The sequence below is a fragment of the Acidisoma cellulosilyticum genome (assembly GCF_020621385.1).
GTDB lineage: Bacteria > Pseudomonadota > Alphaproteobacteria > Acetobacterales > Acetobacteraceae > Acidisoma > Acidisoma cellulosilyticum.
In genome coordinates this window covers 51,558-73,684 of the sequence record NZ_JAESVA010000015.1, presented here as the reverse complement: position 1 = coordinate 73,684, position 22,127 = coordinate 51,558, and the positions used below count along the sequence as shown (strand labels likewise).

At 58.1% G+C, this 22,127-nt stretch carries 22 protein-coding genes and 1 pseudogene; 17 read left to right on the top strand and 6 right to left on the bottom strand.

All coding sequences use genetic code 11. The features are described 5' to 3' along the window. Window positions 1-70: 70 nt before the first annotated feature. Window positions 71-964 (bottom strand): AraC family transcriptional regulator, encoded by an 894-nt coding sequence (locus ACELLULO517_RS28990; RefSeq protein ID WP_227310375.1) that lies wholly within the window; start codon window positions 962-964, stop codon window positions 71-73. A 321-nt stretch (window positions 965-1,285) separates the two neighbouring features. On the opposite strand from ACELLULO517_RS28990, the gene ACELLULO517_RS25875 reads away from it, so the two are divergent. The 4 genes from ACELLULO517_RS25875 to ACELLULO517_RS25860 all read left to right on the top strand — a co-directional run bounded on the left by ACELLULO517_RS25875 (window position 1,286) and on the right by ACELLULO517_RS25860 (window position 4,517). Beyond that, entirely contained in the window at window positions 1,286-2,752 is a 1,467-nt protein-coding gene (locus tag ACELLULO517_RS25875; protein ID WP_227310374.1) for a catalase, read from the top strand. 62 nt (window positions 2,753-2,814) lie between these two features. Further along, window positions 2,815-3,456 carry an HD domain-containing protein gene (locus ACELLULO517_RS25870; protein WP_227310373.1) on the top strand — a complete coding sequence of 214 codons (642 nt, stop codon included), beginning with the start codon at window positions 2,815-2,817 and terminating at the stop codon, window positions 3,454-3,456. A gap of 55 nt (window positions 3,457-3,511) precedes the next feature. After that, window positions 3,512-3,676: a hypothetical protein gene (locus ACELLULO517_RS25865; RefSeq protein WP_227310372.1), complete on the top strand. Its 165-nt coding sequence runs from the start codon at window positions 3,512-3,514 to the stop codon at window positions 3,674-3,676. A gap of 58 nt (window positions 3,677-3,734) precedes the next feature. After that, window positions 3,735-4,517 carry an MlaA family lipoprotein gene (locus tag ACELLULO517_RS25860; RefSeq protein WP_227310370.1) on the top strand — a complete coding sequence of 261 codons (783 nt, stop codon included), beginning with the start codon at window positions 3,735-3,737 and terminating at the stop codon, window positions 4,515-4,517. Window positions 4,518-4,530: 13 nt separating this feature from the next. On the opposite strand, the pseudogene ACELLULO517_RS25855 reads toward ACELLULO517_RS25860, so the two are convergent. After that, a pseudogene (locus ACELLULO517_RS25855) lies at window positions 4,531-4,671 on the bottom strand (IS5/IS1182 family transposase); the annotation flags it as partial. 236 nt (window positions 4,672-4,907) lie between these two features. Between ACELLULO517_RS25855 and ACELLULO517_RS25850 the strand changes: the two are divergent. The 13 genes from ACELLULO517_RS25850 to ACELLULO517_RS25785 all read left to right on the top strand — a co-directional run bounded on the left by ACELLULO517_RS25850 (window position 4,908) and on the right by ACELLULO517_RS25785 (window position 19,050). Then, window positions 4,908-5,360 (top strand): (2Fe-2S)-binding protein, encoded by a 453-nt coding sequence (locus ACELLULO517_RS25850; protein ID WP_227310369.1) that lies wholly within the window; start codon window positions 4,908-4,910, stop codon window positions 5,358-5,360. A gap of 1 nt (window position 5,361) precedes the next feature. Next, complete coding sequence (locus ACELLULO517_RS25845; protein ID WP_227310367.1) at window positions 5,362-7,560, top strand: xanthine dehydrogenase family protein molybdopterin-binding subunit; 2,199 nt, start codon at window positions 5,362-5,364, stop codon at window positions 7,558-7,560. Beyond that, entirely contained in the window at window positions 7,557-8,798 is a 1,242-nt protein-coding gene (locus ACELLULO517_RS25840) for a cytochrome c (RefSeq protein ID WP_227310366.1), read from the top strand. Before ACELLULO517_RS25845 ends, ACELLULO517_RS25840 begins: the two co-directional genes overlap by 4 nt. Before the next feature lie 562 nt (window positions 8,799-9,360). Next, window positions 9,361-9,810, top strand: a complete 450-nt coding sequence (locus tag ACELLULO517_RS25830; protein WP_227310364.1) for a DUF2934 domain-containing protein — start codon at window positions 9,361-9,363, stop codon at window positions 9,808-9,810. A gap of 171 nt (window positions 9,811-9,981) precedes the next feature. Beyond that, window positions 9,982-10,848: an SDR family oxidoreductase gene (locus ACELLULO517_RS25825; RefSeq protein ID WP_227310362.1), complete on the top strand. Its 867-nt coding sequence runs from the start codon at window positions 9,982-9,984 to the stop codon at window positions 10,846-10,848. A 29-nt stretch (window positions 10,849-10,877) separates the two neighbouring features. Further along, a complete protein-coding gene (locus ACELLULO517_RS25820) occupies window positions 10,878-12,446 on the top strand; it encodes a GMC oxidoreductase (RefSeq protein WP_227310361.1) in 1,569 nt (522 codons plus the stop codon). Continuing rightward, window positions 12,443-12,904, top strand: a complete 462-nt coding sequence (locus ACELLULO517_RS25815) for a DoxX family membrane protein (protein WP_227310359.1) — start codon at window positions 12,443-12,445, stop codon at window positions 12,902-12,904. The genes ACELLULO517_RS25820 and ACELLULO517_RS25815 overlap by 4 nt, the downstream gene beginning before the upstream one ends. 12 nt (window positions 12,905-12,916) lie before the next feature. Beyond that, window positions 12,917-13,357 (top strand): cupin domain-containing protein, encoded by a 441-nt coding sequence (locus ACELLULO517_RS25810; RefSeq protein WP_227310357.1) that lies wholly within the window; start codon window positions 12,917-12,919, stop codon window positions 13,355-13,357. Beyond that, window positions 13,354-14,256 carry an SMP-30/gluconolactonase/LRE family protein gene (locus ACELLULO517_RS25805; protein ID WP_227310356.1) on the top strand — a complete coding sequence of 301 codons (903 nt, stop codon included), beginning with the start codon at window positions 13,354-13,356 and terminating at the stop codon, window positions 14,254-14,256. The genes ACELLULO517_RS25810 and ACELLULO517_RS25805 overlap by 4 nt, the downstream gene beginning before the upstream one ends. Further along, window positions 14,253-15,095, top strand: coding sequence for a VOC family protein (locus tag ACELLULO517_RS25800; RefSeq protein WP_227310354.1), 843 nt, complete (start codon window positions 14,253-14,255; stop codon window positions 15,093-15,095). Before ACELLULO517_RS25805 ends, ACELLULO517_RS25800 begins: the two co-directional genes overlap by 4 nt. A gap of 138 nt (window positions 15,096-15,233) precedes the next feature. Then, complete coding sequence (locus ACELLULO517_RS25795; RefSeq protein ID WP_227310407.1) at window positions 15,234-15,764, top strand: (2Fe-2S)-binding protein; 531 nt, start codon at window positions 15,234-15,236, stop codon at window positions 15,762-15,764. Next, window positions 15,761-16,747, top strand: a complete 987-nt coding sequence (locus ACELLULO517_RS25790) for an FAD binding domain-containing protein (protein ID WP_227310353.1) — start codon at window positions 15,761-15,763, stop codon at window positions 16,745-16,747. The genes ACELLULO517_RS25795 and ACELLULO517_RS25790 overlap by 4 nt, the downstream gene beginning before the upstream one ends. Then, the gene (locus ACELLULO517_RS25785) at window positions 16,744-19,050 is read left to right on the top strand and encodes a xanthine dehydrogenase family protein molybdopterin-binding subunit (RefSeq protein ID WP_227310352.1); all 2,307 of its coding nucleotides are present in this window, start codon (window positions 16,744-16,746) and stop codon (window positions 19,048-19,050) included. Before ACELLULO517_RS25790 ends, ACELLULO517_RS25785 begins: the two co-directional genes overlap by 4 nt. 145 nt (window positions 19,051-19,195) lie before the next feature. On the opposite strand, the gene ACELLULO517_RS25780 is transcribed toward ACELLULO517_RS25785, so the two are convergent. From ACELLULO517_RS25780 to rpoH, 4 genes are all read right to left on the bottom strand, one after another. Continuing rightward, a complete protein-coding gene (locus tag ACELLULO517_RS25780; RefSeq protein WP_227310351.1) occupies window positions 19,196-19,804 on the bottom strand; it encodes a DUF5666 domain-containing protein in 609 nt (202 codons plus the stop codon). Window positions 19,805-19,876: 72 nt separating this feature from the next. Next, a complete protein-coding gene (locus tag ACELLULO517_RS28980) occupies window positions 19,877-20,644 on the bottom strand; it encodes an MOSC domain-containing protein (protein ID WP_227310350.1) in 768 nt (255 codons plus the stop codon). 176 nt (window positions 20,645-20,820) lie between these two features. After that, window positions 20,821-20,973, bottom strand: coding sequence for a DUF3309 family protein (locus ACELLULO517_RS25770; RefSeq protein ID WP_227310349.1), 153 nt, complete (start codon window positions 20,971-20,973; stop codon window positions 20,821-20,823). Window positions 20,974-21,093: 120 nt separating this feature from the next. Beyond that, entirely contained in the window at window positions 21,094-22,005 is a 912-nt protein-coding gene (gene rpoH, locus ACELLULO517_RS25765) for an RNA polymerase sigma factor RpoH (RefSeq protein ID WP_227310348.1), read from the bottom strand. Between the last annotated feature and the right edge of the window lie 122 nt (window positions 22,006-22,127).

Genomic DNA, 22,127 nt, shown 5'->3' with positions numbered 1-22,127 from the left:
GCGTCCTGTTCTTTCGGGCGAAAATCTTTCTCCCTTTTCCGGCCGGGATCGCTCGTCTCTATCCGTCTCACTATCGCTGACGACGCCACTGTGCCGGCGTCAATTTTGTTGCCCGCACAAAATGCCGGCCGAGATGGCTCTGGTCCGCGAAACCACAGGCGCATGCAATGTCGCTCAAGGACAGATCCGCGTTTTGCATGAGGATCTTGGCCCGGGACAAACGACGATGAATGATCCATTGATGTGGCGTCATTCCTGTTTCCATGTGGAAAGCTCGGGTAAAATGGCTCATGGACATCCCGCATTCGGTCGCGAGCGCCGCAATCGAAAGATCGCCGGCCAGGTTAGACTCAATGAATTCGCAAGCCCGTCCCAGATGCCAATGGCCCAGGCCGCTCGCCAGCGGGTCGCTGCTCTGCGCTCCGCCATAGGTATGGGCGACATGGTCATAGAACGCTAGTCCCATGTATTCGACAAAGGCCGTCGTCACCTCGGACGATTTTTCTATAGCCGGTATCATCACCATCGCCAGACGATGGAGTATTTGATCTGCCTGCCCGAAAGATTTGGCATGCAGCCCGCCTATCCGGCAATTACCCTTATCCTCCGCCATCTGATCGATGCCGGCTTGGGTAATATAAAACCGAATGCTATCAAATTCTCCATCGAGACTGATTTGATTGCTGGCGTTCAGGTCGAACAGATAGGCCTCGCCCGGGGATTGGACCACCGACTGCTCGCTGCCCCCAATGACCACGCGCGAGAAATAAGTCGCCCTCAGCGATATGATGAATGCAAATGCATCCTCGCGCTCGGACGGCGCGGAATCGCCATAGCGCGATTCCAGATTCTGAAATCGCGAGAATCCGATTTGCGTATTCCCGATGAGCCGGGCTGCAAGCGTCGGTGGCGGCGGAATCTGGAACCTTTCGCCCAAATTGTCCGCGATACGGTCAGCAAGCACGCAATGGCCCCCTTCCATTCCTACCTGAGGCGGATAATGCTTAACACTATGCCAAGGCGCTATCGGCGTTGACGAGGCCTGATTGGCATGCTGCCGAATTTTAGTAGCATGTTTATCCTAAAAACCGCCCGTTTGTTCCAGACCGGCTATCGTCCCGCCTCTAGGGTCATTGCATTCAAGCGTTTTCCGCAAGGCCGCGGTCTTCCTGTCCTAGGACGGTTTTCGGGATCGGCTGAACTCATCACGCTTCATGAGAAGCCGCCGTTTCCCGGCTGTGGCGAAAGCCGTTTTTCAATGGTTCGGTCAAATTTGGAGTTCCCAATGTCGATACAGGACGTGCCAGGCCCTTTAACGCATGCAACCGGGGCGCCCGTATCGGACAATCTCAATATCCAGACGGCCGGTCCGCGCGGGCCCGCACTGCTGCAGGATATTTGGTTGATCGAGAAACTGGCCCATTTCGACCGGGAAGTGATCCCCGAACGGCGGATGCATGCCAAGGGGTCCGGCGCGCACGGCGTCTTCACTGTAACCCACGATATCACGCGGTTCACGAAGGCGAAGATATTCTCGGCCATCGGCAAGCAGACGCCGATGTTCGTGCGGTTTTCAACCGTCGCGGGCGAACGCGGCGCGGCGGACGCGGAACGGGACATTCGTGGCTTCGCCATGAAATTCTATACCGAAGACGGCAATTGGGACGTCGTCGGCAATAATACGCCGGTGTTCTTCTTCCGGGATCCCTTGCGCTTTCCCGACCTCAATCACGCGATCAAACGCGACCCCCGCACCGGCCTCAGAAGTGCGAATAACAACTGGGATTTCTGGAGCCTGCTGCCCGAAGCGCTGCATCAGGTGACCATCGTGATGAGCGAGCGTGGCATTCCCCGCAGCTACCGTCATATGCACGGTTTCGGCAGTCACACCTTCAGCCTGATCGCCACCGACGGCACGCGGCAATGGGTGAAGTTCCATTTCCGGACCCAGCAGGGCATCCAGAATCTGACCGATGCGGAAGCGGAAGCCATGATCGGCCGGGACCGCGAAACCCATGGCCGCGACCTCTACGAAAGCGTCGAGCGCGGCGACTTTCCGCGCTGGACCTTGTTCATCCAGGTCATGACCGATGCGGAAGCAAAAACCTTCCCGTTCAATCCCTTTGATCTGACCAAGGTATGGCCCAAGGCCGATTTCCCGCTGATCGAGGTCGGGTTCTTCGAACTCAACCGGAATCCGGAAAACTATTTCGCTGAGGTTGAGCAGGCAGCCTTCTCGCCGGCCAATGTCGTGCCGGGCATCGGCTTCTCACCCGACAAGATGCTGCAGGCGCGCCTGTTTTCTTATGGCGATACGCAGCGCTACCGGCTTGGCGTCAATTTCAATTATATTCCCGTCAATGCGCCGAAATGCCCGCATCACAGTTACCACCGCGATGGGGCCATGCGGACCGATGGCAATCTCGGCGGCACGCCGAGCTATTTCCCAAATAGTCTGGGCGAATGGCAGGATCAGCCCACGCTCAGCGATCCGCCGTTGCGCATCGAAGGCGCGGCCGCGCACTGGGACCATCGTATCGACGAGGATCATTTCAAGCAGCCCGGCGATCTGTTTCGCATGATGACGGCGACGCAGCGCCAGGCGCTATTTGACAATACGGCCAGACAGATCGGCGGGGCGGCCGAGCCTATCCAGGAACGCCATATCGACAATTGCGCCCGCGCCGACCCCGCCTATGGCGACGGCGTGCGGCAAGCGCTCGGGCGGTATCATGACGCGCAGGGGCAGTAATATCCCGATGCTTGGCTAGTCGTCCTGGCCCATTGACTGCAGCAAAACGAAAAGAGACTCTGATGTCGCTCATGCTCCCAGGACTCTCGGTTCCGGACAGTAAGCTTGCCGCGGAAATCACGGAATTTGTCCAGGACACGGAATGCCCGCTCCTGTTCCATCATTCCTGCCGCGTCTATCACTTCGGTGCCCTGGCGGGACAGCATCGCGGGCTGCGCTGTGACGCGGAACTGCTCTATGCGGGGGCCATGTTCCATGATGTCGGGCTGGTGCCGCAATATAGCAGTCCTGACGAGCGGTTTGAAGTCGACGGCGCAAATGCAGCCCGCGATTTTCTGCTAGCGCGCGGTATCGCACCCGCCGATATCGATCTGGTCTGGACCGCGATCGCACTCCACACGACACCCGGCATCCCAAAGCATATGCATCCCGTTGTGGCGCTGGTGACCGCCGGGGTCGAAATGGATGTGCTGGGCCTGACTTACCCCGACTATACCGATGCCGAACGCGATGCCATTGTCAAAGCCCATCCGCGCACGGCCCATTTCAAGGAGGATATCATCCAGGCCTTCTATGATGGCATCAAGCACAAGCCTGATACGACCTTTGGCAATGTGAAGGCCGATGTCCTCGCGGATAAGGATCCGCATTTCCATCGCGGCAATTTCTGCTCCGTCATCCGTGGCTCCGCCTGGCCCAGCTGATCCGCAAGACCGGTCCTTGGCCGCCTAGGCGGTCAGGGCCAGTGGGGAAAGTCCTATGTCGTTGCCTGATCGAATTCTGGATCGATGTCTGCTGAAACTGGCCGTTTGGATGATTGCATTCATCGATAATGGACGCGCGCCTGACGCTGAATTGCGCGACCATGACCGTGACGAGAGAGAAGTCGAGACATTCTTTTCAAGTCTGGATGAACGTATTTGATGCGCCATCGAACGTCATAACCTTGGCAAAGAACAGCATGTCAAAACCGGGCCGTTGCGTGACATCCAGGCTTTGGATCGCCGGACTGATCTCAGCCAGCCTGCTGACGGGCTGTGCCACCCGGCCGTCAGCGTCCAACCCCGACGCCCTGGCCGCCTATCAGCAGAATGACGATCCGCTGGAACCGATGAACCGCAAGCTCTATGCGGTGAACAACGCGCTCGACACCTATGCCCTGAAACCGGTCGCGCAGGGCTATGCCTTTGTCGTCCCGCGCGTGGTGCGCAATCATATCGGCAATATCCTCGCTAACCTCCATACGCCGGTCGTCTTCATCAACGACATTCTGGAAGCCAAATCCCGCCGCGCCGGCGACAGCCTGATGCGCTTCGTCGTCAACTCCACGCTCGGTGTCGGCGGTATTTTCGATGTCGCGACCGGGATGGGCTGGCCCGCGCATGAGGCGGATTTCGGCATCACTCTCGCACTTTGGGGTGTCGGCACCGGACCCTTCCTGTATCTGCCGGTTCTGGGCCCGTCAGACCCGCGTGACGCCGCCGGCTTCGGCGTCGGCATCGTCTCCGACCCGTTCTTCTGGGTCGGTCAGGGTGCGATCGTGACAGACCTCGGCTATGCCCGCACAACCTTGACCATCGTCAATACGCGGGCCGAACTCCTCAAGCCCATCTCCCAAATCCAGTTCAGTGCGCTGGACCCTTACGCGACCTTCCGCAGTCTCTATCGTCAGCATCGTGACGCTGCCATTCAGGCGGCCCGCGACGATAACCGCCACACGATTCCCGCCTGGTTCCCCCAGGCCAGTCCTGCCCCGCAAGACTAGGCTGCCGACTCAATTAACTGAGCCGAAAGCAAGCGGTTGCGACGATTGCGATGGCTGAGATGAAGTTTCTGGCACGGCGGTCGTCGCGTGTAGCGATGCGCCGCCAGTCCTTCATGCGGCAAAACATGCGCTCGATGACATTGCGCTGACGGTATGCCGTCCGGTTAATTAGAAAAAAGCGATTCTTGGCCAGAGTTCTTTCAAGTTGGTCGCACAAAATCCTTCTAGCCAATATCAAAAATTGAGAGTGAGAACTATTCGCAGTTTTGACCTATTCCTTAATAATATCTGATCTGGCGTCGCTTCTTGTTTTGGCACATGCTGCCCCTGGCCAAGTGATTTTCGTCCTTGCCGCCTAGGGCGGCCAATCTTTTTACAAGGGAAACAGCCATGTTTCAGCTTGTGGTCAACGGCCAGACTCATGATGTCGATGTGCCGCCCGACATGCCCCTTCTTTGGGTTTTGCGGGACGTGCTCGGTATGACAGGCACCAAATTCGGGTGCGGTATCGCGCAATGTGGTGCTTGCACGGTTCATGTGGGCGCCAACGCTGTGCGGTCTTGCCTTCTTCCAGCGTCGAGTGTGGCCGGACAGCCGATCACGACGATTGAGGCGGTCGGCGAAACCCCGAGCGGCGCCAAGATCCAGAAGGCATGGCTAGACCACGAAGTCGTTCAATGCGGCTATTGTCAGTCCGGCCAGATCATGGCCGCGACCGCCTTGCTCGATGCGACACCGAAGCCGACCGATGCCGATATCGACATGGCGATGGCGGGCAATATCTGCCGATGCGGCACCTATGTCCGTATCAGAGAGGCGATCCACGCGGCGGCGGACGCCTAGGATGAACGGTCTGGCCCCCAAGCCTTTGTCCCGCCGTGGCTTGCTGAAGGCGAGCCTCGCCGCTGGAGGCGGTCTTCTCATCGGCCTGCGTCTCAGTTCAACCGCCAGCGCCGCAGAGTTCTTGACGCGCGCAACCCCGATGCCGCCGCCGGACTTTGATGGAGATTTTGAGCCCAACGCCTTTATCCGCATCGATCCGAAGGGCGCGATTACCTTCATCATGCGCAATACCGAATGCGGCCAGGGCATTTATACCGGCGCCTCGACGCTTATCGCCGAGGAGCTGGAAGTCGGCATGGACCAGATCCTGGTTGAAGCCGCGCCCCCCGATCTCAAGCTTTACACGGATCCCTTGCTCGGCGAGCAGGCGACCGGCGGGTCTGCCTCCATTCGCGGCAGTTGGAAGCCGCTGCGGGAGGCGGGTGCCGCTGCCCGGATGATGCTGATCGCCGCCGCGGCCGAGAAATGGAATGTCAGCCCGTCCGCCTGCCATGCCGAGCGTGGCGTGGTCCATGGCCCAGCGGGGCAGGCACTTGGCTACGGTGATCTTGCCAACGATGCCGCCAAGCAGCCGGTGCCGACGCATGTCGCCCTTAAGTCATCATCGCAATTCAAGCTGATCGGCACCTCCCCGCGGCGGGTCGACACGCCCGCCAAGGTCAACGGAACCTCGGTCTACGGCATGGATATCCAGGTGCCGGGCATGAAGATCGGCACTGTCGCGGCAAGCCCTGTGCTTGGCGGCAAGCTGGTGCGGATCGACGAGGCGGCCGCCCGCGCGGTGCCGGGTGTGCGCGATGTGGTGCAGTTGGATGATGTCTTGGCCGTAATCGGCGATCACATGTGGGCCGCGATGAAGGGCCTGCAGGCCGCGAACCCGGTCTGGGATGACGGCCCCAACGCCCATATCGACACGCAAAGCCTGATCGCCCATCTTGCGAGTGACTCGGAGAAGGCGGGCTTCGTTGCCAAGAAGCTCGGTGATGCCGAGGGCGCGATCAAAGCAGCGGCATCCCGATACGACGCCACCTATCAGCTTCCCTTCCTGGCGCATGCGCCGATGGAACCCATCAACACCACGATTCACGTCCGCCCCGATGGTGCCGAGGTTTGGGTCGGCACCCAGGTGCCGGTGCGCGCCCAGATGACGGTGGCGAAGGAAACCGGCCTCCCGCAGGAGAGCGTCAAGGTCTACAATCAGTTCATGGGTGGCGCCTTCGGCCGGCGCCTCGATATCGACAGCGTCACGCAGGCTGCGCGCATCGCCAAACACGTTCCTTACCCGGTCAAGCTTATCTGGACGCGTGAGGAAGATATTCGGCACGATCTCTATCGGCCCTATTATTACGATAAGATCTCAGCCGGCCTCGACGCATCCGGCAATGTCACCGGCTGGTCGCACCGGACCACAGGGTCGTCGGTCATGGCGCGATGGGCTCCGCCTGGCATGGAGGAGGGCGGCAAGCTTGACCCTGATGCGGTTGAGGGATCGGCCGACACGCCCTACGAATTCCCCACGCATCAGGTCGCCTGGGTCCGCTCCGAGCCGAGCGCTCTGACAACCCTTTGGTGGCGCGGTGTTGGCCCCACGCATAATGTCTTTGTCATTGAAAGCTTCATGGACGAGCTGGCGGCGGCCGCGAAGCAGGACCCCATTGCCTTCCGTCGCACCCTACTGACGAAGAACCCGCGCGCGCTCGGCGTGCTCGATCTCGCGGCGAAGGCCTCGAACTGGGGTGAAACGCTGCCCGCCGGGCGCGGGCGCGGCGTCGCGCTTCAATATGCATTCCAGACCTATATGGCGACGGTGCTGGAAATCGAGATTGGCGCAGGCAATGAAATCCAGCTGATCAGGGCCGATGTGGCCGTCGATTGCGGACCGGTGGTCAACCCCGACACCTTAGCGGCCCAAGTCCAGGGCGGTCTTATCTTCGGTCTCAGCATGGCGCTCTATAGCGAGATCACGCTGACCAATGGCCGCGTCGATCAAAGCAACTTCCATGACTATCGCATTCTGCGCATTGATGAAGCCCCCAAGGTCGAGGTGCATATCGTTCACAATCCCGACGGCGAGATCGGCGGCATCGGGGAAACGGGAACGGTTGCGGCTGCGCCCGTTCTTGCTAATGCCATTTTCGCCGCGACAGGGCGAAGACTTCGCCGCATCCCCTTTGGCACTGGCCAATTGGTGTCATCATGAGGCGCCTCGTTCTCGCGTTGCTGCTGAGCCTTGCAGCCCCGCTCGCAGCGCGCGCTGCTTCTACGTCGGATTTGGTACAGAGGGGCGAGTATCTGACGCGGGCGGCCGATTGTGCTGCCTGCCATACAGCGCCGGGCGGCACGACCTATGCCGGGGGACGCCAATTCCAATTGCCGTTTGGTGATCTGTATTCACCAAATATCACGCCGGACAAAGAGACAGGCATCGGACAATACACCGACGCACAGTTTATACGTGTGCTCCATCGGGGCATTGGGCGAGAAGGCCAGCATCTCTATCCGGCGATGCCTTATCCGTCTTACACTAAGATGAGTGACGAGGATGCGCTCGCGATCAAGGCTTACCTATTCAGCCTCCCCCCCGTGCACGCGCCAACAAAACCCAATAATTTCGGATTTCCGTTCAATCAGCGCTGGCTGATGGTGTTCTGGAACCTGATCAATAATCCGGATTCCCGGCTCCAGTCGGATCCGTCAAAATCGGCTGCCTGGAACAGAGGCGCCTATCTGGTTGAGGCCTTGGGTCATTGCGCCGAATGCCATACGCCGCGCAACTTCATGCAGGCGAAAAGCAGCCGCCAATTTGCGGGTACCATACAGGCGGGCTGGTTCGCCTATAACCTGACCAGCGACCCGGTCCATGGGATTGGTGCCTGGTCCGATGCGTCACTCGAAGAATTTTTGTCGACCGGCAAGGCGCCCGGTCATGGTCTTGCTTCCGGACCGATGGCAGAGGCGATTGAGTACAGTCTGCGGTATATGACACCTGACGATATCGCGGCGATGGTGACCTATCTTCGCACCATTCCCGCACGCGACGATGGGCCTGCCATCGTGCCGGCGACCGTGACGCCGCTCTCCACGGCCTCTCTCGGAGAACATATTTTCATTCGTGCCTGTGCGGGTTGCCACCTGCCGAACGGCACAGGCCGCCAATCGCCATGGGCCGCTCTCGGTGGGGACCACAGCACGGGCGATGTAACGGGAACTAACGTTGTCCAGGTTCTGACGAACGGCAGCCAGATCGAAACCAACGAAGGTCTGATGTTCATGCACCCCTTTACGGGGGCTTACACGGACGATGAATTGGCTGCGGTGGGCAACTACGTTATCGGCCAGTTCAGCGGGCGCCAAGGCCAGGTGACGCCACAACAAATCAGTAAGGCTCGACAAGAAACGGCTCCAAAGGCTGGACCGGCCTCTGGCGGCGGATCCTAGCCAATCAGCCAGTATGGTTTCTTCTGCTCCAGCTTGGGGCAATTGCGTGAGCCGACGCGCTATCGTCGGCTCACCGTTTCATAATCGATTTATGACTGCCATTGATTGCTTCATGCAATTATTTCAGTGTCGACAGGCCGATCCCGAGATCCGCCGCAATTTCCCACTTCGTCCGTCCGCTCGTCCGCGATAGGCGGACAGCTTCATCCTCTACCCGTAACCGTCTGGTCGGCGTCCTGGTGAATACGATCAGCACAAGGGCCTCTCTGCTTGGGCAAGCCAGTCGACGCAATTCAGAGCGCTGATCCAAGCTAATCGTCTGACAATCACTATCATTAATCTGATCCCAAGTTCCGCCAACGGTGGGGATTCTTGGCTAGCCGCATCCGCCAAAAAAGCAAAGCGCCACCCGTCCAGGCGATGAAGCTAGCGCCCGTTGACCTAGCGCGGCCCACATCACGGAATTCACAAAATAGGGAGGGTCGAATGCTTTATCGCAATTCGATTTGTGGTGAATGGCTCACACCCCACCTAGTGTCCATCGCCCTGGAAAGGTCAAATCATGACTGAGCGCTTGGTTGACGTGCTTAATGACAAGAAAAATGTGCTCCACACGTTTCCCGTTGACATCCCACAGCCTGATTCGACTGAAGAAAAGCTATATGAGAAGGCGTTGTCTGCCGCCCGCCATGCACAACTGGTACCCGCAGACGAAATAGAGCGCCTGTCGGCGCGAGACCATGTCAGTCGTGGCGGCCAATTAACCGCGTACGGTGACAGTCTTGAGCCTTTGGCGGAGACCCGAATGAGCCTTGAACAAAGTGTTCGGGATCGGGCTTACTTTTTATGGTTTGCAGCTGGTTGTCCGGCCGGACGCGATGCCGAGTTTTGGCATGCTGCGCGGGATGAGCACTTCCGTCTGAGAGCGTACAAATTGTGGGAAATGGAGGGTCATCCGGAAGGCGAGGCCGACCGCCATTGGCACTGGACGCGTGACTACGAGGACAAGTAGTTCCGCTTTCAACCTAGCATTCTGCCTCTGTGCTAGAGCGAGACTTTCTCTGGCGAAGATATCGAGATTGCTGTCGAGACGAGATGCGAACCAATTTTACAAGTTGGTCTCTCGCGTCCTTACTCATGTACGATTTCTCGAAGCCCAAACGCGTTAAGCGGGAAAACATCTATGAATTCAAAAGATCCAGCCGCGCCTGCATCATTCGATAGCAGCCGTGTTCCCGATGTCGCTTATAATCCCGTGCTCACAGGCCAACCTGCCCTCGTTACCGGCGCTAATTCTGGCATTGGTAAGGCCATCGCAATCGGATTGGCACGCGCCGGCGCCGATGTCGTGGTCAATTACGTGACAGACCCTGATGCCGCGGACGCTGTCGTTCAGGAAATCATTGGCATGGGACGTCGGGCGATTGCTTTGAAGGCAGATGTCAGCCGCGAAGACGAAGTCGAGAAGATGTTCTCCGACGCCATTTCGTATTTCGAAACCTTGCATATCGTGGTGAGCAACGCAGGCCTGCAGCGGGACTCCGCCTATGATGAGATGACACTTGAGCAGTGGAATACTGTGATCGGCGTAAATCTGACGGGGCAATTCCTGTGCACACGCGCCGCGACCCGCGAGTTCAAGCGCCGCGGTGTCGTGCCTTCCGTTTCCAAGGCTGCCGGGAAAATTATCTGCATGAGTTCGGTTCATCAGGTTATTCCCTGGGGGGGCCATGCCAACTACGCGGCGTCCAAGGGCGGTGTCATGCAACTTATGCGGAGCATCGCGCAGGAACTCGCTCCGCATTTCATTCGGGTCAACAGCATCGGGCCCGGTGCCATCCGGACGCCTATTAATACAGCCGCTTGGGAGACGCCCTCGGCTTACGCCGACCTAATGACGCTGGTTCCCTACAAGAGAATTGGCGAGCCCGATGACATCGCGCAGGCGGCTGTTTGGCTTGCCTCTGAAGCGGCCGACTACGTCACCGGCGCCACCCTGTTCGTGGATGGCGGCATGACGCTTTATCCCGGCTTCGCAACCGGCGGTTAGCACCAGACATATTTGGGCAAGATAGACCGATGACAAACAACGACTATGACGTGATTATCATCGGCAGCGGTCCAGGCGGGGGCGCCGTCGCGCAGCGCCTGGCACCGACGGGCAAGAGAATCCTCATCCTGGAACGAGGAGACTATCTTCCTCGCTCGCCCGCCAATTGGGATTCAAAGACTGTCTTCGTCGATGGCGCCTATCAGGCGGACGAGACCTGGTACGGTGGAGACGGTCAAACCTTTCAACCAGCACTACATCGATACGTTGGCGGAAACTCCAAAGTCTATGGCGCGGCACTTTTCCGTCTGCGCAAGGCGGACTTCGAGGAGGTTCACCACGTCGACGGCGTTTCGCCTGCTTGGCCCCTGAAGTATGAGGCATTCGAGCCGTATTATGCGGAGGCCGAGCGCCTGTTTCATGTCCATGGTCAGCGTGGCGAGGACCCTCTGGAACCTTTGGCAAGCGGGCCCTATCCTCACCCGCCCGTCTCCCACGAGGCGCGAATTCAAGAACTGAACGATAGCTTGGTGAATGAAGGCCTTAAGCCCTTCCACCTGCCGCTTGGTATCTTGCTCGACGAAAAAAACGGGAAGCCGACGCCCACAAGCATCTGCATCCGGTGCGATGCTTTTGACGGCTTTCCTTGTCTGCTGAATGGCAAGGCCGATGCTCAGGTCATATTGATCGACCCGACGCTCGCCGCCTATTCGAATGTGACGCTGATGACCGGAGCTTACGTCTCGCGGCTGGAAACCGATGCCTCTGGTCGTCGGGTCAACAAAGTGGTCGTCGAGCGTGACGGGGGCGAGGAAGAATATTCAGCCGACATCATAGTCGTCGCCTGTGGCGCCTTGTCCTCTGCTCTTCTGCTCCTGCGATCGGCCAATGACCAGCATCCTCACGGTCTGGCTAATGGTTCTGACCAGGTGGGACGTAATTACATCCGGCATAATATGAGCGTCTTGATGGCAATTCTGAAGGAGCCCAATCATACGGTTTTTCAGAAGACGCTCGCTCTCAGCGACTACTACTTCAAATCAGACGACTGGGATTATCCGCTCGGGCTGATCCAAATGTGCGCGACCTCCCATGCTGAACAAATTAAAGGCGAGGCGCTTCCAAAATGGCTTGAATGGCTGCCAGCGATGCCATTCGACAAAATGGCCGAGTACTCGATGGATTTCTGGCTGCAGAGCGAGGATCTGCCCCGGCCGGAAAACCGGATCTACTATGACGGCGACCGCGTCGTGCTTGACGTCACCGAGAATAATATGGAGGCGCATCACCGCCTCAAGAAGAAGCTCGAACATCTCATGAGCGTGGTCGGCGCCCATCCTGTGCTTCTTGAACGCAGCCTTTATCTCGGCAAAAACATTCCGATTAGCGGAACGGCCCATCAGGCCGGAACGGCGCGCTTCGGCACGGACCCGGCAACATCAGTGCTCGATCTCGATTGCAAGGCCCACGAACTCGACAATCTCTATATCACCGATGCGTCCTTCTTCCCGTCCATCGGAGCGGTCAACCCGACGCTCACCATCATCGCGAACGCGCTCCGGGTCGCCGACAGGATCAAAGAGCGGCTTACAGCATGACCAGCCAGGTCGTCGCGGCCTTTGCCATCCGGTGCCTGCTGGTGGTGCTGTTCTTTCCGTTCAGCGCCCTTGATAAAACCTTGAATTTTGGGGGCGCTGTTGGTCAGGCGCAGCAGGTGTTCAAAGCCCGTCCCGTGGCAGTGGCTATGATTTTCACAGGCTTGGCTGTTGAAGCCTTGATGCCACTAGGGATCATCACAGGCACGGCTGATCGCCTCGCTGCCTTTATTCTTGCGGGCTACTGTATCGTCACCGCCTTACTCTTTAAGCAATTTTGGACGCCAGGCGATTTCTGGGCCCATGGCGAGAGCAAGGGCCGCGACCTTTTTTGGGACTTTCTCAAGAATTTTGCGCTGGCGGGTGGCTTCCTACTCATCACGGTTGGGCTGAATGGAGGCGGTCTCCATGCGTTCATCTCGAACCCAACCGCATCAACCCATCCATACGCAATGCATTGAGAGGGACGTATCATGCCGGAAAGCCCAAGCATTCCCTATTGGCATCTGTGGTGTGACGATGAGGGTATCAGCCATCAAACACAATGCGCTCTCACGGACTGGGAGTTCAAGGGCGTCGGTGACGCCGCTCCGCAATGGAATGACAAGCTGATCCACGCTGACTCTACGGTTGTTTTCACTGTACAGCCGGTTGGCTGGGTCGGCGAATGGCACGAGAACCCCGCTCCCCAATGGATCGTCGTTTTGTCCGGACGGTGGTGGATAGAGGCCATGGATGGTACGAGGATCGAGCAAGGCCCCGGCGAATTTTCTCTGGGGGAAGACCAAGGATGTGCTGCTGATCCTTCAAGGAAAAAAGGGCATCGATCCGGGACGATCGGGGATCAACCTGCGGTGTTGATGACGGTGCAGCTTCATGTCCCGCCCAAACACTCTCCATGCCACTTCACATGACAAGCGGATTCGAATCCTATGATGATCGCTTCAACGCGCTGATTTTGCCCAACGCTCCCTTAGAGACGCTTGGGGAAGGTTATCGTTGGCTCGAAGGTCCGGTCTGGTTTGCTGACCAGGACTGCCTCCTCGTCAGCGATCTACCCAATGATAGCATTCTCCGGTGGACGGAATCCGGCGGTGTTTCCGTTTATCGGCAACCGAGCGGCTTCGCCAATGGCCATACACGCGACCGTCAGGGACGCCTCATTGGATGCTCGCACCGCCATCGGTGTCTTACGCGTACAGAGCTGGACGGCAAGGTCACAGTCCTCGCAGATCGCTATAACGGAAAGCGTCTGAATTCGCCGAACGACGTCATCTGCAAATCTGATGGGACGATATGGTTCAGCGACCCACATTACGGCATCAATACCGACTACGAAGGCGGTAAGCAAACGCCAGAATTGCCGCCTGCGTTATATCGGCTTGACCCGAGCGATGGGTCTATCATGGTCGTTGCAGATGACTTTGAGGGACCGAATGGGCTGTGTTTCTCACCGGACGAACAGCGGCTTTACGTGGCTGAAAGTGGCCTTCAGTTCGCGGCAAACCCTGTGCAGCATATTCGTGTCTTCGATGTCGTGAGGGACCGGTTGGCCAATGGCCGCATCTTTCACAAAATCGACCCCGGTTTCGCAGATGGCTTTCGTGCCGATGAAGACGGGCGGATCTGGTGCAGTGCCGCGGATGGCGTTCATTGCATAGATGTCGATGGCGTTCTACTCGGCAAAGTCAAAGTGCCGGCGGTGGTATCAAATTTGACGTTTGGTGGACGGAATCGGAGCCGGCTATTCATTTGCGGCTCGCATACACTCTACGCCATCTATCTGAATGTCCGGGGTGTTGAACGACCATGAGCCCGGTCACGCGTATTGCTCGAATCAGCATCACCGTCTCCAACCTCGAAAGAATATCGAGATTTTACTGTGATGCTCTAGGCTTCTCAGTGATCGCTGTTTCTGAGACGGTAATGGGGGAGTTCCCCGGGCATCGCATGTGCTTGCAGCTTGGGGACGAGATTCTTGAGCTTTTTCAACCACTGATATTGGGCTCACCCTACCCGTCGCCCCGCGCCGCAACCGACCCTTGGTTCCAGCATATCGCAATTGTTGTATCGGATATCAACAGCGCTTATGCTTGCCTTCAGCACTTCGACTTCGAGCCGATTACCGTCGGTGGTCCGCAGCAATTGCCGCCATCATCGGGCGGTGTGAAGGCTTTCAAGTTTCGGGACCCCGACGGACATCCTCTCGAACTCATCGAGTTTCCGCCAAGCTCCGGCGACCCCAAATGGCTCACTAAATCCTCGGCTGCCCTTTTCCTCGGCTATGATCACACAGCAATCACTGTCCAAAATGTCGAAGAGAGCCTCGCCTATTATGAAGGACTTGGCTTTACGGCATTGTCGCGAGGCATCAACCATGGTGTCGAACAGGGCAATCTAGACGACACACCTAACCCAATCGTTGATGTTGTCGCCTTGGTGACAGCTAGCTCCAGGACGCCTCATTTGGAGCTGCTTTCTTACCGTGCCCCTAAAACTGAATTTGCTCTGCAAATGTTCGGGATTGGCGATATCGCTTCCGTGAGAATAGTTCTTGATACATCTGAAACCGATCGCTTCGATGAAATCAGCGTCAAGCCGACCCAGGATCCCGATGGGCATCTACTCATGCTAAAAACTGGCTCAAAGTAACGAGTGGGCAGGCCCCTGAACAAGAATAGGCGGAGCTAGCAGCAAGGAAAGTCGAGCTTGTCCTGGACGCAAAGGCTAGGCTGCCAGAAGCGGTCAACGATAAACAAATGCACTTTGCACAGACTGAAAGGTAACACCATGCCAATCAGGATCAACGGAACGGAAGCAAGCGCTCCGGCGGACCCGAGAGTGTCGCTTCTAGACTTGCTGCGCGAAGACCTGCATCTTTTTGGCGCCAAGAAGGGCTGCAACCAGGGGGCCTGCGGCGCCTGCACTGTGTTGGTCGATGGCCAGCGCGTTCTGTCCTGCCTCACGCTTGCCGTTCAATGCGAAGGGCGCGACGTCACGACGGTCGAGGGTCTGGCCGACGAACACGGTCTTCATCCCTTGCAGAGAGCATTCATCGAGCACGACGGCTTTCAATGCGGGTTCTGTACGCCAGGACAGCTTTGTTCCGCACTGGGCATGGCGGCCGAGTTCGAGCGTGGCGTACCGAGTGTCGTGACGGTCGATTTCGAAGATTACGGTGCTGACCTGACCCTTGAGGAAATCCGCGAACGCATGAGCGGCAATCTCTGTCGCTGTGGTGCGCATAACGGCATTATTGCCGCTATCGCCGAGGTTCAAAATAGTCGTCAAGATCAGGACAAGAAGGAGGCTGCAGCTTGACCCCCTTCAGTTATTCTCGCGCCAGCGATGCCGGCCAGGCCGTCCAACTTGGTGCGATGGCACAAGCAAAATACCTTGGCGGTGGGACGAACCTCGTTGATCTTCTCCGTGAGACGATCGAGCGGCCATCATCGCTTGTCGACGTCACCGGTCTCTCCTCCAGCATCACAAGCACGCCCAGCGGTGGATTGATGATTGGCGCCGCCACAACAAATACGGCGCTCGCTGAGCATCGGCTGGTACGTTCGCAATACCCTATGCTTACCCGGTCGATCGTCGCCGGTGCCTCAGCGCAAATTCGCAACATGGCCACTGTCGGCGGAAACATCCTGCAGCGCACGCGATGCGCCTATTTCTATGATACGGAAGGCTCACGCTGCAATAAACGGAGCCCGGGCCAAGGTTGCGACGCCATTGATGGTTTCAATCGCAACCATGCCATTCTTGGCACGTCCAAATCCTGTGTTGCGACCCATCCTTCCGACATGTGTGTGGCACTCGCCGCGCTGGACGCGATCGTTCATTTGCAGGGTCCGGCCGGCTCCCGCGCGATACCGCTGACCGATCTCCACCTTCTGCCGGACGATGACCCGCAGAATGAGGCGGTCCTTCTGCCGGGCGAGTTGATTACGGCAATTGAACTGCCTGCTCCCCTGGTTGGAACAAGGTCGAGCTACCGAAAAGTTCGGGACCGAGCGAGCTATGCCTTTGCGCTTGTGTCGGTAGCGGCGGTCCTCGCCGTCGAGAACGGCAAAGTCACCGACGTTCGGCTGGCCCTTGGCGGCGTGGCTCCCAAACCATGGCGTGCCCGACAATCAGAAAATGCCTTGCTTGGTGGGCCAGCCACTGAAGCGGCCTTTCGCAGCGCCGCGGAGGCCGAACTCATCGACGCCGTACCTCTCAGCGGGAATGGCTTCAAAGTCGAGCTTGCCATCCGGACGATGACAGCCGTGCTCACGAGCCTCGCGGGAGACTTCTCATGAGTGCAGCAAATAATGCGGGAACGCTGGCAGCCGCTGTCGGGCTTGCTGCCAATAGCTGGGGCCAGGGAGAGAGGCCAGACCCGCTGAACCGCCACAAACATGGGCTCGTCGGAACCTCGATCTCGCGCATCGACGGACCGCTCAAAGTGCAGGGCAAAGCCACTTTCGCGGCTGAATTCCTGATGGAGGGCCTCACCTATGCGAGCCTTGTCTTCAGCACAATCGCCAAGGGCCGCATTGCGACTCTGGACGCCTCGGCGGCTGAGGCCGCACCTGGTGTCGTCCTGGTGATGACCTATAAAGACGCGCCTCTCATGAAGCCGATGCCGCTGTTTATGACAGCCGAGAAGGCCGCGGGCGGCGACAATTTGCCGATCATGCAGGACGATCAGATTCACTGGAACGGCCAGCCGATTGCCCTTATTTTGGCTGAAACCCAGGAACAGGCTGATTATGCCTCATCGCTCATTCATGCGACGTTTGAGGCGGAACCCTCAGTCACCGATTTTGAAGACGCGAAGCGCCAGGGAACCAAAACCGGAGAATTTGGTGGCGGCCCGCTCAAGCTCGACATCGGCGATGCGGAAGCGGCGCTGAATCAGGCGGCCGTATCGATCGACGCGGAGTACAGCACGCCGCGCCACAGCCATAATGCTATCGAGCCTCATGCCGCGACCGTCGTTTGGGACGGAGACAGTCTCGTCGTTCACGACGCGTCTCAAGCGGTCGTCCATACCGCTTGGTCTCTAAGTTCCGTGTTTGGCATCGACGAAGGCCAGGTTCATGTGACCTCGCCCTATGTCGGAGGTGGGTTCGGGTCCAAGACCCTTTGGCAGCATCAGGTGCTCGGCGCCGCCGCGTCAAAGCTCTCTGGCCGCCCGGTACGCATCACCTTGTCCCGTGAGGGCGTCTATCGAATGGTCGGGGGCCGGTCGCAGACAGAGCAGCGGGTCGCTCTTGGCGCCGACCAGGATGGGCATCTGAAGGCGATCATCCATACCGGCGTCGTGGCCATGTCCCGGCAGAACGCCTTGCCTGAGCCGTTCATCCTGGCGACCCGCGGCGCCTACGCGGCGGAAAGCTTCAAGCTGCATGTTGAAGTGGCGCAGCTCGACATGCTGGCCAATACCTTCATGCGCGCTCCGGGGGAGGCCGTCGGCACCTTCGGATTGGAATGCGCCATGGACGAGCTGGCTGACAAACTAGGCATCGACCCGGTTGAGCTTCGGATCCTGAACGAGCCGGACAAGCATCCGACCGAAGGCAAGCCTTTTTCGTCCCGGAACATCGTCGAGGCTTGGAGAACCGGCGCTCAGCGATTTGGATGGGCGAAGCGCAGCGCCAAACCAGCAGCCATCCGGGACGGCGATTGGCTCATCGGCATGGGCTGTGCCACGGGTACCTATCCCTATTATCGGATGCCAGGCGGCGCAGCGCGGATCACACTCACCAGAGAGGGTCACGCGCGCGTGGAGATCGCGGCCCATGAGATGGGCATGGGAACGGCCACTGCTCACGTCCAGGTCACCGCCGACCGCCTTGGTCTCACGGCGGATCAGGTGACGTTCAGCTACGGCGACTCAAAGATGCCTGGCGCGGTCTTGGCTGGCGGGTCTCAGCAGACGGCCTCGATTGGTGCGGCTATCGTCGCGGCCCAACATGCCTTGGTCACCCAGCTTTTGATCCTGGCAGGCAATTCATCGCCCCTGGCTGGCCTTAAGCCTGAGGAGGTCGGCGGCCTCAATGGCGGACTGGCCGAACTTGCCAACCCAGGCCGCCATGAAAGCTATGCCTCCATCCTAGGTCGCGCCGGTCGCGATGAGGTGGCCGTTCAACAGGATGCGCCGCCGCCGCTGGAGTTGCAGAATTGGTCGATGCATTCCTACGGCGCCATGTTCTGTGAGGCGCGCGTGAACGCCATCACGGGCGAGACCCGCATCAGTCGATTCCTTGGGTCGTTCGATTGCGGGCGCATCCTCAATGCCAAGACAGCAGCAAGCCAATTCCGCGGCGGCATCATCATGGGTCTCGGCCTGGCGTTGATGGAGGAGACCCAGTTCGACAGCCGCAACGGGCGCATCATGAACCCGAGCTTGGCCGACTACCATGTGCCTGCTCACATGGACGTGCCCGAGATTGACGTGATCTGGAACGACATCCCAGATCCTCACACCCCCATGGGGGCGCATGGCATCGGTGAGATTGGCATCACAGGAACTGCCGCCGCCGTGGCCAATGCTGTCTTCAATGCAACCGGGAAGCGGGTGCGTGAGCTGCCGCTGACGCTCGATAAGCTCATGTGACAGAATGGGTCAGACGGGCTTCTCCTAGAGCAGATCCCGGTCAGATGGAATCATCTGGCCGGGTGAAGATGCTCGCAAAAACAATAATCTAGAGCGGTATCTGTGAGCGTAAGCGAACAGGAAACGCTCTAAGAGGCCCGTCTTGTCACATAGGTGGCACAAGCCCGTTGCGGCCGATGAGAACGCGTTCCGCGGCCAACGTGCCATCGGTGCCATTCTCACCGAAGACGATGATATGTTCTCCCGGGGTCAAATCGGCCAGCGATCCCGCATCAATGAAGACAATGGGGACATCGGACGGAACCACGATTTTCTTCTGGCCGCCACGATAACTGACGGTCATGGTTCTGCCATTCGTCACGACTAGGTCGCCCACCGTTCCGTTGGTCATGGAACCCTTGCGTCCATCACCTTGCCAAGCTCGCGTGCCTTCTCCGGAACCGCGCAAGGCTGCGGCAAAAACGTGAACTTCTAAAGCCTTCAATGAGCCGTCCGGCTGCGGTACAGCCGCAGTTCCGATGAAACTGCCGGGTTTGATATCCGATATCTTCGCGTAAGTCACATCGGCAAACTTTGTATTGGCACTCAGATTGACGGCAATGATATTGCCCTGATGGGTCGTTATCTGTGCGACGTCGCCTTTCAGCGCAGTGACTATCCCTCGTACTCGTGAGAGCGTTTGAGCTTGCACCTTACCGGCATCGACTGCGATAAGACTGAGCGTGGCGACACAAGCCAGAACAAGATTTTTCATCGATTTTCCTTAACGCTAAGCGGTGCGGGTAATCTCGCGCACGCAACAGGTATTCTCGGTGGCGGTCTATAGCTAATGCACTGGGTCACCTACGGTCAGATATCCATCCCCTAAAATTTCCAAATAAATGCCGAGATCCGAATGCCCAAAGTGACGAAAGATCGCCCTGGGCAAATGGGTGTCGCGCTCTGCCGTGATCGGGTTCACGTCAATAGCGGCGCACCGTCGCGTCCGCAACGCTCCCCGAAAACGAACGCCACCGATGGATATTTCCCGCCCCACCCAGTCCAACTCGGAACCAGCCTCTAAGCCCTCTAAGTAGACGTTAGCACGGAAACGCAGCGGATGGATTTCATGGCCGACTGCGGATTCCAGCGACCGAACGGTCGCCAAATTTATCACTGATATCGCCCGCATCATAACCGGGGATACGACGCTCACATCTGTAAACTTGTGGCCAGGCGCGTCGACGAGACGGATGCGCCCTCGTGCGGCGAGACCAGCAAAGTCGGTAAAGAATGTCTCGGCCGCTGCCCGCCCCTCATCAGACGAAAGATTGGTTTTCATGACATCACGACCATTTTGTTGGATGGTCAGGATAGAGGTTTGCTCGCTGAAATGGGTTTGCAGCCGGGCCAAAGATTCATTGGCGCGCAGCATCAGGAAATGGCCCTTGTCCAATGGTTCAGGCTTCCGAGGGTCAAACATTGTCGTCCCCAAGGCGAGGCCGTAACTTCTGTCATGAGCGACCCCGCCAGTTTCACTCAGGGGCAGGACGTCTGTGGGTTGTGCCGACAGCCCTTTGATCGGGTAGCGATAGAGTTCTGTTACATGAACCACGTCACGATTTCCTTCTCAGCCTCTCCAACCTCATCTTTCAAACTGGCACCAAAGAGCGGCAAGGCGGCACTCCCCGGACGGATAAGGATGTTCCACGATTAGCGCGAGATATGCCACGCGCTAATCGTGTTTCGAGAACGGATCTGGGCCCGAACGGCAGGGCCGCTCTGCGGGGCTCAGATATAGCCGAGCAGCAGCAAAACGATGATGATAATGATAACGAGGCCGATACCGCCGCCCGCGTAAGGGCCGCGCCAGCCACCTCGGCCATAGCCGTAGCCGCCGCCGGCCAAAAGCAGAATAATGATAACGATCAAGAGTAGGGTCATTGTTAATCCTCCTTTGGGTTATTTTGGTTAGATAGTAGAAAACGCAAGCAACAGAAGAATAAGCAAAAAAATCCCCGGCCATTGGACCGGGGATTTTTACTGACGAAAGCTTTAGCCCGTTTAGTTTGCCAGGCTTCCGGCGCCAGGATGCTGCTTAATCTGCTGACGACGATCGGCGATCTGCGTCTTCATTGACGTCTGCAGCTTTTCGAAAGCCCGCACCTCGATCTGGCGGACTCGCTCGCGAGAGATGCGATAGCGCTGCGACAGGTCTTCCAGCGTCGTCGCATCATCCTTCAGGCGGCGTTCGATGAGGATGTGCCGCTCGCGGTCGTTCAGCACTTTCATCGCATTGGCGAGGAGCGTCTTGCGGTCCGTCAACTCTTCCCGGTCGCCGAGGATTTCTTCCTGGCTGTCGCTGTCATCGACCAGCCAATCCTGCCACTCGCCCTCGCTGTCGGAGCGAACCGGTGCGTTCAAGCTGTTGTCAGACGCCGACAGACGGCGGTTCATGTTGACGACATCCTGTTCCGGCACATCCAGAACGCGGGCGATTTCCGACACATGCTCGGCCCGCAGATCGCCGTCCTCAATGGCTTGCATCTGACCCTTCAGCCGGCGAAGGTTGAAAAACAGCTTCTTTTGGGCAGAGGTGGTACCCATCTTTACTAGCGACCAGTTATGAAGAATATGTTCCTGAATCGCTGCACGGATCCACCACATCGCATAGGTGGACAGACGGAAGCCCTTGTCCGGGTCAAAACGCTTCACCGCCTGCATCATGCCGACATTGCCTTCGCTGATCAGCTCACCGATCGGCATGCCATAGCCGCGATAGCCCATGGCCATCTTTGCAACCAGCCGAAGATGAGAGGTGACAAGCTTATGGGCGGCATCATGATCGGCATTATCACGCCAAGCCTTCGAGAATTTCAGCTCGTCCTCAGCCGTCAGCATCGGGTATTTCCGTATGTCCTGCAGATAGCGGGAGAGGTTATCTTCTGGCGCAAATTTCAGCATTGCGAGAGCCATTGGACACTCCTGTTATGTAGAGTATGGCCCAGACTGCGCCGGTCCACTCAAAATTGGTCAAACTCGTTGACCGTTTATGAAGCGGAGTCAGTAATTCGTCACTTCACGAGACGGAGATCGCA